This is a genomic window from Rhodococcus sp. OAS809 (assembly GCF_040546695.1).
GTDB lineage: Bacteria > Actinomycetota > Actinomycetes > Mycobacteriales > Mycobacteriaceae > Rhodococcus_F > Rhodococcus_F qingshengii.
This window is the reverse complement of sequence record NZ_JBEPOI010000002.1, coordinates 4,456,202-4,469,779: the sequence shown is the minus strand read 5'-3', so window position 1 is coordinate 4,469,779 and position 13,578 is coordinate 4,456,202. Positions and strand designations below refer to the sequence as shown.

The following is a 13,578-nucleotide window of genomic DNA, read 5'->3' as shown; positions in this document are numbered from 1 at the left end:
AAATTGTCACCCGAACGATCACAAGGTTGCACATGAATCCCCGAGCACTCACTGAACCTGCAACAGACGCGAGGCTTATCGACGCCCTCGCAGAGATCGTCGGCCACACGCATGTCCTTACCGATCCCGAACTGATCGAGGGCTTCACACGTGACTGGACGGGACGTTGGATCGGCGACGCGATCGCGGTCATCCGCCCCGGCAACACCTCGGAAGTGTCTGCGGTTCTTCGAGCATGCTTCGACGCGGGGGTTCCCATCACACCGCAAGGCGGCAACACCGGACTGGTCGGTGGTGGGATCGCCTCGGCTGGGTCCGTGGTGCTGAGTACCAGACGTCTGGAGACGATCGAAGCCGTCGACCCCATCGGTCGGACAATCGCAGCCGGCGCCGGCGTGACCGTTGCTCGCGCCGACCTGGCCGCATCTGCACACGGTCTCCGCTTCGGAATCGATTTGGCATCAAAGGAATCCGCAACACTCGGCGGCATCGTCGCAACCAACGCCGGTGGGACGCGCATGGTCCGATACGGAAATACACGCGCACAGATACTCGGTATCGAAGCCGTGCTCGCGGACGGTTCGGTGCTGAGTAGATGGACTCCACTCGTCAAAGACAATGTCGGATACGATATTCCAGGACTTCTCGCCGGCAGCGAGGGAACGCTCGCAGTCATCACCAAGGTCCTGATGAAGCTGGTCACCCCGGCGACCGACACCCAGGTCGTGCTCGCGGGTGTACGCGAAGTCGATCAAGCGCTTCATTTGTGTAATCGCGTGCGTCAGAGCGGATTGACCGTCGAAGCCGCCGAGATCATGACCGACGACGGCATCTCCCTCGTCTGCGCACACACCGATGCCCGTCGCCCGTTCGGCACCCCTTCACCGATGTACACACTCATCGAGGTGTCATCACCGCGCGAAACGGAAGAGTCGCTCCTCGAAGTACTCTCCGACTCTGCCGACCTCATCGAGGACGCGACGGTCGAGCCTGGGCCGGCTCGAAAACTGTGGACTCTGCGGGAAAGCCATACCGAAAGCATCAGCGCGTCGTCGACGACGCCGGTAGTCAAGCTCGACATCTCCGTCCCCTTGTCCGTGATGGGAATGTTCATCGACAACCTCCGAGAAAGCCTGGCACAACGATTCCCCCTCGTGCGGCCAATCCTGTTCGGGCACTTCGCCGACGGAAACATTCATGTGAACCTTCTGGATGCCGAGCCGAGGGTCGCACACGAACTGACCGATATGGTGTTCCGACTCGTCGCCGCCCACCATGGAAGCATCAGCGCCGAGCACGGGATAGGCCGCGCGAAGTCGCCGTGGATATCGCTGGGGCGCACTGAAACCGACATCGCCGCAATGCAGTTGATCAAATCGTCCTGGGATACCCGTGGAATCCTCAATCCTGGAATACTGTTGCCGGAAAAAGTCGGGTAAGCAAAAGGGGTCTCATGCAGGATCTTTACGTCGTCACTCATCCTCATGCCGAACACACAGCGCAGGACGTAGTCGGCGGTTGGCACAATTCGGTTCTCACCCCCGCTGGTCGGCGCGATGCAGGTTTGATCGCCGAAGCACTGAAACGACGACGCACCGGAACTTCGCGCGCGGTCCGCATCACCTCGTCCGACCTCGAACGGTGCACCGAGACATCCACGATCATCGCCCGGACACTCGATGCTCCGGCGACAACAGACACTCGATTGCGCGAAATCAGCTTCGGAGAAGCCGAAGGACGCCCGAACTCGTGGCTGGCCCAGCGCCAGGTCCCGGCCCCTGACAACAACCGCCTCGATCACCGTGGCCCCGTTGCCGGTGCCGAGACCCGCCGCGACATCGCAGCAAGGGTTCACGAATGCATGCGCGAACTGATGGACGATCTCGATCACGATCACATCGTCGTAACCCACGGCTTTGCACACACATTCGTCGTCTCCGCCTGGCTACAGATTCCCGTCGACGCCGCAGGATTTGCGACCTTCGCGACCGCCCCGGGTGCAATCACACATCTCCGACACGACGACTACTGGCGCAACCGAACCCTCGCGCAACTAGCTGATACGACGCACCTGGACTGTGGCACGATGGCCTGATGCGCCATGTCTCCGACGACGAACGCCGTGCTCGCATAGGAGTACGTCATGCGCTGGAGCCAATGTTTCACGTCGATTCGCCGGAAGCTGCCACGCGGGCGATGACGGTACTGCACGCCACCGAGTCAGCGACGGTCTATCTGTCTTGCTGGGCGAGGGTTCGGTCCGTGGACGCCGCCGACGTCGACCGCGCCCTGTACGACCAACGCAGTCTCGTGAAGCAATTGGCAATGCGCCGCACACTCTTCACCTTTCCCTGCGACTTGCTGCCGGCCGCGTGGTCGAGTGCGTCCGCCCGCGTCGCGAACACCGAGCGGGCACGAATGGCCAAGGATGTCGTCAAGGCCGGACTCGCCGTCGACGGCAACGACTGGCTCGATCGCGCACGGACGGAAGTGCTGAAGTTGCTCACCGATAGGCCTGAAGGGCTTTCAGCGGTAGAGATTCGTCAGGCCGTGCCGATGATAGACGTCAAGGTCGAGGGTTCGGCAGGTGAAATCTGGTCGGCACCCAGGGTTCTCACGCATCTCGGGGCGACCGCAGACATCATGCGCGGCACCAACACCGCACGCTTCCCCGTCTCACGCCCACTGTGGACTCTCACTCGACACTGGCTCGACGACGCCCCCGTCGATCTCGAATCTGCAGACGGCTATCGAGAAATAGTCCGCCGTTGGCTCTACACCTTCGGACCGGGCACGGTAGACGACATCGTCTGGTGGCTGGGCTCGACGAAGACGGTCGTCCGGGCCGCCCTCGCCGAACTCGACGCCGTTGCAGTCTCACTCGACGGAGGCGACACCGGCTGGTTGCTACCCGATGACGTCGCCACGGTGCCTGATCCAGGTCCTTGGGTGGCACTCCTACCGGTGCTCGACCCGACGATCATGGGGTGGAAGAACCGTGACTTCTACCTCGGCCCGCACCGCAACCAACTCTTCGACACCCGCGGTAATGCCGGCACCACCGCTTGGGTCGACGGTCGCGTCGTTGGGTGCTGGATCCAAGACGAAACCGGTGTGGTGCACGTTCGATTGCTCGAGACCGTGTCAGCGTCTGCGCGACGTTCTCTCGATGCCGAGGCGGCGCGCCTCACCGAGTGGCTGGGCGGCGTCAGAATCGGCACGGGGTACGTCTCACAGGCGATGAGGCACGACGTTCCCGAACCTCCCGCCGGCACTAGTGCCCGGTGATAGCGTCAGATACCGATTGCCAGATCGTCGATGTCTGCGAGCGTGCCGCCGTTTTCGAGGATGCTCGTGTAGTTCCGAAGTCTGTTCTGATCTATCTCGGTAGTGCTGACCCCTCGCTTCCAGTACCCGAAGACAACTACATCGTCCTTCGCCAGGCCGACTGTCTTGCGGAAATGCGCTCGAATGGCTCGCATCTCGTCCCGTTCCCCGGCACCCCACACAGCGTAGTCTCCTGGGTTTTCGAGTTCGACGGCGTACTCGGCGAGGCCATCTTCGACATGGTGCAGCTCGAGGCCGGGGATCACGGGTAGTTCCGCGAAAGCCTCGGCGTCACCGGTGGCGACCCAGCCGACGCCGGTCAGTCCCTCGGGCCACTGAAGCAGAATCGAATAGAGGGCAGGTATCGCGGTATCGTCGGCGAACAGTGCGACGCGGCGCCCGGCGATCTCGGGAACGAGGAAGTGCGGGCGAGGACCGGTGAGTGAGAACGTGTCACCCACACGCAGGTCGGCGGCCCACCTCATCATCGGGCTGGTGTGGCCGTGCAGCACTACGTCGAAGGTCATCGAACTGCTCGGCGCGTTGCAGGTGCGCACCGTGTAGACGCGAGAGACGTCGCCGTACTGTGGACCGAGCTGGATGCGAAATGCGACGTTGGGCCGCAACCAATTCGGGTCGTCCGCCGACGAAGTCAACTGGACGGCGATGCGCAAGATGCTCTCGGTCGGCCGTTCGACGCGTTCGACGACGGCAACCACGTCGTTGAGACCGCGGTCGTGGTCTTCTCCGCGTGGCGCCTTTGCCGACGCAGACGTTTCAGTTTCTTCAGGTCGAGATGCGGTAGTCATTGATATCTCCTGATCGGTGGTTCAGTTGTGGACGGGTAGCTGACTGACAGGTCTTCGATCACGCGGAACAACAAGTGGCCGTCCGGTTTCCGGGTCTTCGAGAACCAGCGCCTCGAGGTCGAAGACTTCGCGCAGTAACTCAGGGGTGAAGACGTCCGAGGCACTGCCCTGCATGACAATTTTTCCGGACCGCATGGCAACTACGTGCGTGGCATATCTGGCCGCGAGGTTCAGGTCGTGCAGGACCGCGACCAATGTTCGACCGGACTGGTGGAGTTGGGAACAGAGGTCGAGAACCTCGATCTGGTGTGCGATGTCGAGAAAGGTGGTCGGTTCGTCGAGCAACAACACCGGGGTGCGCTGCGCAAGCGTCATGGCGATCCATACCCGCTGACGTTGTCCCCCACTCAGCTCGTCCACCAATTGGTCTGCTGCATATCGCATTCCGACTTCATTCAGGGCCTCGGAGACAACATGCTCGTCTTCGGGTGACCACTGGCGCAGCATGCTCTGATACGGATATCGGCCGCGGGATACGAGGTCTGCGACACTGATCGCTCCAGGAGAGAGCGGGGACTGTGGCAACAGGGCGATTCGCCGGGCGACTTCTTTGGTTCGATAGGACCGAATATCGTTACCGTCGAGCACAACACGACCCGATCGAGGTGCGAGCATTCTGCCGAGCGCACGCAACAATGTCGACTTGCCACACCCGTTCGGTCCGACGACGACGGTGAACCCTCCATCGGGGATCTCGAGACTCAACTCGTCCACGATGGTTCGATCGGCGTACCGTAGTTCGATCTTCTCGGCACGCAGCCGCGATGTTGGGGTGGCAGTAGTCATGAATCTCTTTCGTAGCGAGTTTTTTCAGGCCTGACGAGCGAGCAGCCAGATCAGATAGGCACCACCGAGCAGACTGGTGACGAGACCGACCGGAGTGCGGAGACCGACCTCGACCGCTTGCGCGATCAAGTCGGCGCCCGCCAGCAGAACTGCGCCGAGCAGAAAGGAAGTCGCGACAAGAACACCGCTGCGCCGTGCCAACCGTCGTGCGATCTGGGGAGCGGCGAGCGCCACAAATGCGATGGGGCCGGTGGCCGCGGTCGCCGCGCCGGTGAGCGCGACCGCAAGCAGAATGCCGGCAAATCGGTATCGCTCCACGGAGATCCCGAGCGAGGACGCTGCGTCGTCGCCCATCTCCATCATGGTGACGCGCCGGGACACCACGACGAGAGCAGGAACGAGAACACCGGCGGCGATCGCAACACTGACCGCGTGTGGCCAACCGCGCCCGGTCAGCGAGCCGGCCGTCCACTGCTGCACAACGGTGGCGTCGTCGATATCCGCACGCACCACCAGGAACGACATCACGGCGCTCAGCATCGCGCCCACACCGATACCGACCAGGACAAGTCGAAGACCGCCGCTGACTCCGTCTTTGCGTGCCAGCGTGTACACCAGAAGCGCCGTCAGCATGCCGCCGAGAACAGCGGCGCCCGCGGTCTGCAGTACCCCGCCTCCGAAGAAGACGATCTGAACCACGGCTGCAGTCGCAGCGCCGGTGGTGAAACCGATGATGTCCGGCGAGCCGAGAACATTGCGCGAAAGCGTCTGGAAAACCGCGCCGGCCACACCGAGGCTTCCGCCCACACCGATCGCCGTGATCAGTCGAGGCAGTCGGCGATTCTGGACGGACCGAACCGCCGCTGGGGTGCCTTCGCCGTGCAGGGCACGCCACACATCCCCCAAGGACAGATCCAAGGTTCCGTACATCAGCGTGGCAAACGAGAGCGCCGCCAATGCCGCACTGATTGTCACGGCTACGAACAGCACTCGCGGAACTATCCGCCACGAGTACGGCCCGATTCGAACCACCCAACCGCGGAACAGCGGTGGAACCGGCTGCGCCGCAATCGCGTTCACAGCGACGCCACCCGACGTGAGCGAACGAGCGCAACAAACAAGGGGCCACCGAGCACCGCCACGGCGATCCCCGTCTGCAGATCTCCCGGCGCGGTGGCAACGCGACCGAGAACGTCGGCCAAGAGCAGAAATGCCGGGGCGACAACGAGCACGCACGGCAGAAGAAATCGCAGATCCGGCCCGACGACGCCGCGCACGATGTGCGGCGCAGCCAGGCCCACGAATCCGAGCGGTCCAGCCGCCGCCGCAGTGGCGGCCCCTGCCAGCAGGATGACTGCGACAGCGGATCCGACCCGTGCGGGTCCGGTGCTGGCACCGAGCCCTTTGGCGACATCCTCGCCGAGCGCGATTGCGTTGAGTGGACGAATCAGCAACAACGACAACACGATACCGACGATGACGAAGGGCAGAACAGTGACGATCACGTCTCCGCCGCGGCCTTGCAACGAACCCACTGCCCAAAATCGGAACTGATTGAATGCGGCCTCGTTACTGATGAGAACCATGCTGGTGAGAGCCGTGATCGCCGTCGCAACAGCGGCACCGGCAAGCGCCATGCGCGCTGGGGTCGCGGCGCTGCGATGCGCCGACCCCAACATGTACACACCTACCGAGGCAACGGCCGCGCCGGCAAGCGCGAACCACAGATAGCCGCCGACCGAAGTCACCCCCAGATAGGCAATCGCAATCACGACTGCTGCTGATGCTCCGGCGTTCACACCGAGTAGTCCCGGATCGGCCAGAGGGTTGCGGGTGATCGACTGCATCAGCGCGCCGGCCAGTCCGAGCGCGGCCCCGACCACAAGCCCGAGAATTGTCCGAGGCAAACGTGATTCGATCACAATCAGGTGCTCGTTGTTACCGGCGTCGTAGGAAAGAACTGCATCGAGGACAGTGGAGACGGGGATGTTGCGTGAGCCGATGACGAGTCCGCCGACGGATGCCAGCACGATTACAACGATGGAGACGAGGACCAACAACCCCGCACGCGCGGCCGTCCCGGACCGCAGTGGCGCTTCGGTCCGGGACTGCACAGAAACACCCACGCGGTCATCCACCGAACGTGGACACCAGCGACTCGACCGTCTGCTTTGCACTGAAGTAGTCGAGACGGAAGGCTGCCGTTCCCATCGCGTATACCCGATCACCCTTGACCGCAGGTTGATTCGCAAGGAGCGGGTCGGCCGCGAGTTGCTTCTCCACGTCCTTGGGCCCCATCGAGACGGCAAACAGCGTCTGCGCCCCGTCTAGTGCGGCAGACATGTTTTCGGAGCTGACGATCGCGACGCCGGAGGCACCCCGCTTGTCCGGAGCGACAAACTGCTCAGCGGGCTCGGCATAGGTGAAGCCGAGCGAGGCCAGCAGATTGCCCTGCGGGCTGTCGGCTCGGAACGTCCAGACACCGTCGGCACCCATGTAGACCAGTGCCGTCACCGGCTGCTCGGGAAGTTTGATCTTCACGGCTTGGGTGGTGACCCAGCTGTCGTATTCGTCGACGGTTTTGGCGGCCTCGCTCTCGAGTCCGGTGACAGTCCCGAGCTGATCAGCGAGCTCCTCCCAGGAGCTGGCGCCGTAGTCGAGAAGAACAGTGGGTGCGATGTCGCTCAGCTGTGAGTAGGCATCGAGTGTCGAGTCGCCGCCGTTGGCGGAGCCGATGATCAGATCGGGCTCGAAGGTCTCGATCGCGTCGAGGTCCAGCTCGAGATTTCGGTAGAGCACCGCGACGCCACGATCAGCCGCCACGCCCGACCACTGGGAGAAAAACCCCTGGTCATCGGTCATTCCCGACGGCGTTGTCGCCGCACTCGCGACCACCGGCGCTCCGATCGCAAGCAGCGTACCGGTCAACGACGGCGAGGTGGACACGATCCGAGTCGGCTTTGCAGTGATCCCGGTACTGCGGCCGCCGTGATCGACGGTGCGCGGCCAGCCCTCGGTGGCCCCGGAGGTTTCCTGGGTGCCCTCGGTTCCGGTGTCACTACCTGACGAATTCGAGCAGCCGGCAAGAGCGAGGGCGACGACCGCGGCGAGTACTGCCGCCGTCGGGCGTAGAGATCTGCGCATGAGTATGTGGCTTTCTGAAGATACGAGAGTGCGCCGCTGCGAACACAGTCGGCAGAGGTAAAGTTAGCCATACTTAAGTCGCAAGGGTTGTCCAGGAGCGCCAACGTGTTACCACTATCGGGAAGGTCGGACGCAATCGACTTGGGGCCGATCCGCGCCTGCCGCACCGAGCCAAGCATCGGCCGCTCACCGCTGTTGTTCTGGGTTCTCGCAGGTAGTGGACGCGTCAGGACCGGATCGACCGTCTACGAGGTGCCGGCGGGCGAGTTGTTGTGGATCCCGGCGAGCGTGCGATATTCGATGGAGACGGACTCGGATTCCGTCGCGTTTCCCATCCTGCTTCCGCCCTCGAACGGCGTCAGCGCCGGGCCGGCTACCGTGACGCGTCTGCGCGTTCCGCCCGGATGGGAAGACAGACTGATCCACGAGTTCGTTCACAACCTGGGCTATCTGCGCGGCGACGCTGCACACCCGTCGTCCTTGTTCGAAATGATTACCCGGGCCGACGACGGGGCCACCTCGCTGCCGCAATTGCCGCAATCACGGGAAGCGTTCGAGATCGCGCACGCCCTGTTGCGAACACCTGGCACCGACGACACCGAGGCACAATTCGCGAAGCGTGCCGGGATCAGCATTCGAACGCTCCAGCGATACTTCGTGGAAGAAACCGGCCTCACCTTCACGCGCTGGCGGCTTCGAGCTCGGATCGCCGCGTCGTTGGAGTACCTGAAGCAGGACCGCGAGATCGGTTGGATTGCAAACGAAGTCGGCTTCGAAACGGGCAGCGGATTCACGCGTGCGTTCCGGTCCCAGATGGGAGAGAGCCCGAGCGACTATCGCCGCCGGGCCCTCTCCGGTCCAACCGATCGCAGCGTGGACACCGACAACGATCAAGCATTGGTCCGCATGCTCGCAGAGACCAGGCAGCCCGGGGAAACAGCGCCGCCGATACCGGCCAATGCGACGTGGCCGCGCGTCAACGGCGCCCACGTCGCCGTGTGGGTCTACCGAGGCCAAGCCCGGGTGGACGTCGCGGACCGCAGCTGGGAACTGCGCACCGGAGAGGCCATGATTCTTCCTGCAGGCGTCCTCAATACCGTCACGGTTCCGACTGGTTCACTGCTTCTGCCGCTCGGCTTCCGTTCCTCGAACGGGTCGACCGTATCTGCCGACGCCCTCGAGACCGTGCAGTTCTCCCCCGCTGACGAGTTGGCATTGCTGCACACTTTCGTCGCCGCCTACACGCCCTTGCGCCCGCGCGGCCACGACAGCGCCATGGCATTCGACATCATCGCCACCGGCCCTCTTGCACAACCGGTTTCGAACACCTCGCCCGCCGCTTCGATTGCCACACGACTGGCAGCGACGACCGCCGCCCGCCCGGCCGACCCTCGCACTCTGGACGAGTGGGCGCAAGAGTTCGGTACCGACGCGGCCAGGCTGCGCCGGGAGTTCCGTATCGAAACCGGCACCACGTATCCGCAGTGGCGATCGCTTTCACGGATGACCCAGGCACGCACCCAACTCCAACTCGGGGTTGCACCCGGCACGGTGTCGAGGAACCTGGGTTACGCGCACCTGCCCGCATTCAGCCGAGCGTTTCGCACTGCGCACGGGATCTCACCGCAGCGCTTCCAAGCCCAGTCCGTCGAACGCGCCCTCTGGTTACGTTCTGCGCCGCGCGCCGCGGAGCCGAGCGCTCGGGTTCTTCACACCCACTGAACGAGTTGCCACACGATTCCGTTGGCGTCGACGAACTGGCAGTAACGCTCACCCCACGGTTCCGTCTCCGGTTCGGTGACGACGGAGGCACCTTCAGCAGCGATGCGGGCGAACTCGGCGTCGACATCGTCGACCACGAATGCAATGAGCAAGCCTTGACCGGCCGGACCTGCGACGAAGTCGGGCTTGAACGTCCCGAGCCCGGTGCGCAGGAAGACCACGTTGACCCCGGCATCCGGATGATTCAGGGAAACGAAGCCGTCATCGGCCATGGCCTCGGTGAAACCGAAATGGGTTTTCGCGAAGTCTGCCGATGCGTCGGTGTCGGCGACGTTCAAGGACAGAGCAGTGCTGGTGATTTTCATCGTGGGCCTCCCATGATCAATAAACCTTATGCAGTGCATACAGTATGCACCGTATAAGGTATACCACCGTTGAGGTATTCCCGATTTCTGGAGACGACTGATGGCACGCGAACTGATCGACCTGCTCTGGCGCGATCACCCCCTCGCGCCGAAGGGTGGCACCCGCGGCCCGCGAGCGAAGGTCACCACCTCACAGGCGGTCGACGTCGCGATCTCCGTCGCGAATACCGACGGCCTCGACGCCGTGACGGTCCGCCGATTGGCCGCCGAACTCGGAATCTCGGGCATGGCGGTGTACACCCACGTCGGATCCCGCGACGATCTGCTGGTGCTCATGGTCGACGCCGTACACGGACACAGCCCACTCCTGCCGTACGGGAACATGACCTGGCGCCAACGTGTGCGTCGGGTCGCCGAGGAAGAACTTGCCCTCTATACGGAGCATTGGTGGCTCCTGGACATCTCCGATCAGCGCTCCGCGTTGGGTCCGGGAACTATCGCGAAGTACGACCACGAACTTCACGCCTTCGACGGCACGGGACTGAGCGACATCGACCGGGACTCCGCCCTGACATTTGTCGCCGACTTCGCCCGATCCTCGGCGCAAGCGCGGCGCCCTGACCCCCGAGCAGCCGACATGGCCGAGGTGTGGTCGTCCTGGAACCAGCGTCTGGCTGCTTATCTCGGCGACGACTTCCCGCTGGCGCAGCGAGTCGGAGGGGCGGCCGGCGAGGCCAAGAACTCCCCGTACAGCCCCGAGGCGGCCTGGGAGTTCGGGCTGGACCGGGTACTGGACGCCCTGGACGGCCTCATTCACATCGAATGACATTCCTGCAATTCGTGGGAGACAATGTGTCCGTGCAGCGTTTCGGTTGGTCTCGACGGTCCGACGGCGACCCTTCGGTGTTCGAACCGCGAGAGCTGTTGCACGCCTACGAGAATCGATCGACTCGAGAGGTACGAGATTCCGGCGAGCTTCTCATCGAGATTCCGCTGAGCGACGCGAGCATCGTCGAGATCACCGTTCTTGATGCCTCTGCGGGCTGGATCGACTCCCGCGTGCGAGGACTCTGCAGTTCCCTGGACAAGATCGACCGCCGGGCTCAACGCGTACTTCGAGGGGGATTCAGCATCGGCTGGATCGAACTCGAATCGGAGCGCCACGGCGTCATCGACTACTGGGAAAACGGGGTCAACAACGAATACCCCATCTCCATCGTGTGGAATGGAAACTCCTGGGAAGAAGCGGCAACCACCTAGCCTCGAAATCAGCGGAATACATCCGCGAAGACGGGGTAGACGAGTACATACCAGCGGCACATCGACTCAACTCCAGGCGTGGTGGACAATGTTTCTCAGCGACCAGTCAATTCGTCACCACACCCGCCGTTTCGGAGCAGCTCTGTCGCCTTCACACAAGTGGCCTCCGCCCACCGAAACACAGCGCATCGCACGCTGGAGTGAGCGGTCTGAGATGCTCGGCGCGCTGTCGGTACTCCTGTTCTGGGCTTTCGGCTTCGGCATCCTGCTGGGCGTCGGCGCGATCACAACAGGAATCTTCGCGCTCCGACGTCACCCGAAGAAGTCTGGCGGGCATCTGCTCTCGAATGCCCGCCAGCTGCCATGGGATGCAATAGTCGGCCTCTTCACCGGATTCATCGGTCTGGCACTGAGCGGCTGGTTCTTCGTCGTGGTCCTACCCAACATGTAGCCCTCTGCTAGCCGAGTCCGTTCGCGGAGGTGGCCAGCGCTCGGAGTTCACGTCGGAGGATCTTGCCGGTAGTGGTGAGCGGCAAGCTGTCGATGAACGTGATCTCCCTCGGGTACTGGTAGAAAGCAAGGCGACTTTTCACGTGGGTCTGCAACTCCGAACGGAGCTCCTCCGAGGAGTTCGACCCCTCGGACAGTACGACAAAAGCGTGAACCGCTTCGCCGCGCAACGGATCCGGAACACCGATGACACCTGCCATGGCTACCTCGTCGTGCGAGAGCAGGCACTCTTCGATCTCTCCGGGGCCGATTCGGTACCCCGCGGACGAAATGACGTCATCGGCACGTCCCTGGTACCAGAAGTTCCCGGCGTCATCAGTCCGACCCAGATCACCGGTGTGAATCCAACCGTCGTACACCTTTTCATCGGTCTTCGACGGCTGGTTCCAATATCCGAGGAACTGTCCGGGGTTGCCTGCCTTCACACAGATCTCGCCTACCTCACCAATCTCGACCGGCTCGCCGAGTGGATCGAGGAGGGTGACTTCGAAGCCGGGGAAGGCGCGGCCCATCGAACCGCTGGCGGGACTCCACTTCGACCGCGACGTGCCGATGGTCAGATTCATTTCCGTCTGCCCGTAGAACTCGTTGACAGCTACGCCGAGAGTGCTCGCAACCCAGGCTTGCAGCGCGTCACCGAGTGCCTCACCACCGGTTCCCAATGCCCGCAGCTGAATACCACGCGCAGCAGTCTTGTCGACGCCGATGCTTCGCATCTGCTTGAGGGCAGTGGGAGGAATGAAGGCGCCCGTCACCTTGTGACGGCTCAGAATCTCGACCGCACGCGAAGGCGTGAATTTGTCGGGCGTCGCAACTACGGGGCACCCCAACGCAAGTGCGGGGAACAGTACGTCGAACAAACCACCGATCCAGGCCCAGTCTGCCGGCGTCCAGAAGACGTCTCCCAGCTGCGGAGCATTGTCGAACGCCGTCCGCATACCGGGCATGTGCGCCAGGAGAATTCGGTGCCCGTGGAGCGCGCCTTTCGGATTCCCGGTCGTCCCTGAGGTGTAGATGATGATGGCATGTGAATCGGGGCCCGTGGCTACCAGTTCACTACTTTCTGCGGCATCGTCGACGAGGCTGTGGAAATCGAGGATTTGCACGGGCGTCGAATCGGAGAGCCGATCGAGCCTTCCGACCACGATTACGGCTTCGAGACCCGGCATCTCACCGATTCCGTCGGCAACTCTTTCATAGCAGTCCTTCTCGACCACAAGAACTTTCGCGCCGGAGTCACGCATCCGATGTACTAACGCATCCGATCCGAACTTGACCGAAAGTGGAACGGTGACCATTCCGGATCGGAAGGCGCCCAGATGTGTCGCCAGAACCTCGATTCCCTGTGGGACCATCACACCGACGCGATCGCCTGAGACCAGGCCGAGATCCGCGAGCACGGTCGCGAACTTTCGGCTCATCGTGGCGACTTCACCGAATGTGTACCGCGCCCAGTGCCCACCGGTGTCTACGACGAGGGCCAGATCATCGGGATTCTGTACATCGACACATGCGTGCGCAATGTTGAAGTGCTCTGGCACAGCCCATTCGAAGTGTTCTGCTTCGAGGTCCTGCCACCATGACATATGCCGCCG

Annotated in this window: 14 protein-coding genes; 7 read left to right on the top strand and 7 right to left on the bottom strand. The window is 62.8% G+C overall.

Going from position 1 to position 13,578, the window contains the following annotated elements; all coding sequences use genetic code 11:
* Positions 1-32 precede the first annotated feature (32 nt).
* From ABIE52_RS23765 to ABIE52_RS23755, 3 genes are read left to right on the top strand one after another with little or no spacing between them, the layout of a single operon-like run.
* Positions 33-1,439: an FAD-binding oxidoreductase gene (locus ABIE52_RS23765; RefSeq protein WP_125052348.1), complete on the top strand. Its 1,407-nt coding sequence runs from the start codon at positions 33-35 to the stop codon at positions 1,437-1,439.
* A gap of 14 nt (positions 1,440-1,453) precedes the next feature.
* Entirely contained in the window at positions 1,454-2,095 is a 642-nt protein-coding gene (locus ABIE52_RS23760) for a histidine phosphatase family protein (RefSeq protein ID WP_058226800.1), read from the top strand.
* Positions 2,095-3,288, top strand: a complete 1,194-nt coding sequence (locus tag ABIE52_RS23755; RefSeq protein WP_125052350.1) for a winged helix DNA-binding domain-containing protein — start codon at positions 2,095-2,097, stop codon at positions 3,286-3,288. Before ABIE52_RS23760 ends, ABIE52_RS23755 begins: the two co-directional genes overlap by 1 nt.
* Positions 3,289-3,293: 5 nt before the next feature.
* Here the strand turns inward: ABIE52_RS23755 and ABIE52_RS23750 are convergent, their stop codons facing one another.
* Genes ABIE52_RS23750 through fepB form a run of 5 tightly spaced genes read right to left on the bottom strand, consistent with a single transcriptional unit; the run spans position 3,294 to position 8,126 of the window.
* On the bottom strand, positions 3,294-4,136 hold the full coding sequence (locus tag ABIE52_RS23750) for a siderophore-interacting protein (protein WP_042448187.1): 843 nt from the start codon (positions 4,134-4,136) through the stop codon (positions 3,294-3,296).
* Between the two features lie 21 nt (positions 4,137-4,157).
* Positions 4,158-4,982, bottom strand: coding sequence for an ABC transporter ATP-binding protein (locus ABIE52_RS23745; RefSeq protein ID WP_007735712.1), 825 nt, complete (start codon positions 4,980-4,982; stop codon positions 4,158-4,160).
* Positions 4,983-5,006: 24 nt separating this feature from the next.
* Positions 5,007-6,062, bottom strand: coding sequence for a FecCD family ABC transporter permease (locus ABIE52_RS23740; protein WP_192712713.1), 1,056 nt, complete (start codon positions 6,060-6,062; stop codon positions 5,007-5,009).
* Positions 6,059-7,108 carry a FecCD family ABC transporter permease gene (locus tag ABIE52_RS23735; RefSeq protein ID WP_354541549.1) on the bottom strand — a complete coding sequence of 350 codons (1,050 nt, stop codon included), beginning with the start codon at positions 7,106-7,108 and terminating at the stop codon, positions 6,059-6,061. Before ABIE52_RS23735 ends, ABIE52_RS23740 begins: the two co-directional genes overlap by 4 nt.
* A 4-nt stretch (positions 7,109-7,112) precedes the next feature.
* Positions 7,113-8,126 (bottom strand): Fe2+-enterobactin ABC transporter substrate-binding protein, encoded by a 1,014-nt coding sequence (gene fepB, locus ABIE52_RS23730; protein WP_192712712.1) that lies wholly within the window; start codon positions 8,124-8,126, stop codon positions 7,113-7,115.
* A 105-nt stretch (positions 8,127-8,231) separates the two neighbouring features.
* Between fepB and ABIE52_RS23725 the strand changes: the two genes are divergently transcribed.
* A complete protein-coding gene (locus ABIE52_RS23725) occupies positions 8,232-9,848 on the top strand; it encodes an AraC family transcriptional regulator (protein ID WP_192712711.1) in 1,617 nt (538 codons plus the stop codon).
* Here ABIE52_RS23725 and ABIE52_RS23720 read toward each other — a convergent pair.
* Positions 9,836-10,213, bottom strand: a complete 378-nt coding sequence (locus tag ABIE52_RS23720) for a VOC family protein (protein WP_030537422.1) — start codon at positions 10,211-10,213, stop codon at positions 9,836-9,838. The genes ABIE52_RS23725 and ABIE52_RS23720 overlap by 13 nt on opposite strands.
* A 100-nt stretch (positions 10,214-10,313) precedes the next feature.
* Between ABIE52_RS23720 and ABIE52_RS23715 the strand changes: the two genes are divergently transcribed.
* The 3 genes from ABIE52_RS23715 to ABIE52_RS23705 all read left to right on the top strand — a co-directional run bounded on the left by ABIE52_RS23715 (position 10,314) and on the right by ABIE52_RS23705 (position 11,924).
* A complete protein-coding gene (locus ABIE52_RS23715) occupies positions 10,314-11,039 on the top strand; it encodes a TetR/AcrR family transcriptional regulator (protein ID WP_007735703.1) in 726 nt (241 codons plus the stop codon).
* Entirely contained in the window at positions 11,036-11,473 is a 438-nt protein-coding gene (locus tag ABIE52_RS23710; RefSeq protein WP_007735701.1) for a hypothetical protein, read from the top strand. The genes ABIE52_RS23715 and ABIE52_RS23710 overlap by 4 nt, the downstream gene beginning before the upstream one ends.
* 88 nt (positions 11,474-11,561) lie before the next feature.
* A complete protein-coding gene (locus ABIE52_RS23705; protein ID WP_225320185.1) occupies positions 11,562-11,924 on the top strand; it encodes a hypothetical protein in 363 nt (120 codons plus the stop codon).
* A gap of 7 nt (positions 11,925-11,931) precedes the next feature.
* Here the strand turns inward: ABIE52_RS23705 and ABIE52_RS23700 are convergent, their stop codons facing one another.
* The gene (locus tag ABIE52_RS23700; RefSeq protein WP_064113550.1) at positions 11,932-13,569 is read right to left on the bottom strand and encodes an AMP-binding protein; all 1,638 of its coding nucleotides are present in this window, start codon (positions 13,567-13,569) and stop codon (positions 11,932-11,934) included.
* Between the last annotated feature and the right edge of the window lie 9 nt (positions 13,570-13,578).

Bases quoted from the DNA above. Each gene is read 5' to 3' on its own strand.
- ABIE52_RS23765 (WP_125052348.1), top strand. From the start codon at position 33: ATGAATCCCCGAGCACTCACTGAACCTGCAACAGACGCGAGGCTTATC.
- ABIE52_RS23760 (WP_058226800.1), top strand. From the start codon at position 1,454: ATGCAGGATCTTTACGTCGTCACTCATCCTCATGCCGAACACACAGCG.
- ABIE52_RS23755 (WP_125052350.1), top strand. From the start codon at position 2,095: ATGCGCCATGTCTCCGACGACGAACGCCGTGCTCGCATAGGAGTACGT.
- ABIE52_RS23750 (WP_042448187.1), bottom strand. From the start codon at position 4,136: ATGACTACCGCATCTCGACCTGAAGAAACTGAAACGTCTGCGTCGGCA.
- ABIE52_RS23745 (WP_007735712.1), bottom strand. From the start codon at position 4,982: ATGACTACTGCCACCCCAACATCGCGGCTGCGTGCCGAGAAGATCGAA.
- fepB (WP_192712712.1), bottom strand. From the start codon at position 8,126: ATGCGCAGATCTCTACGCCCGACGGCGGCAGTACTCGCCGCGGTCGTC.
- ABIE52_RS23720 (WP_030537422.1), bottom strand. From the start codon at position 10,213: ATGAAAATCACCAGCACTGCTCTGTCCTTGAACGTCGCCGACACCGAC.
- ABIE52_RS23715 (WP_007735703.1), top strand. From the start codon at position 10,314: ATGGCACGCGAACTGATCGACCTGCTCTGGCGCGATCACCCCCTCGCG.
- ABIE52_RS23710 (WP_007735701.1), top strand. From the start codon at position 11,036: ATGACATTCCTGCAATTCGTGGGAGACAATGTGTCCGTGCAGCGTTTC.
- ABIE52_RS23705 (WP_225320185.1), top strand. From the start codon at position 11,562: ATGTTTCTCAGCGACCAGTCAATTCGTCACCACACCCGCCGTTTCGGA.
- ABIE52_RS23700 (WP_064113550.1), bottom strand. From the start codon at position 13,569: ATGTCATGGTGGCAGGACCTCGAAGCAGAACACTTCGAATGGGCTGTG.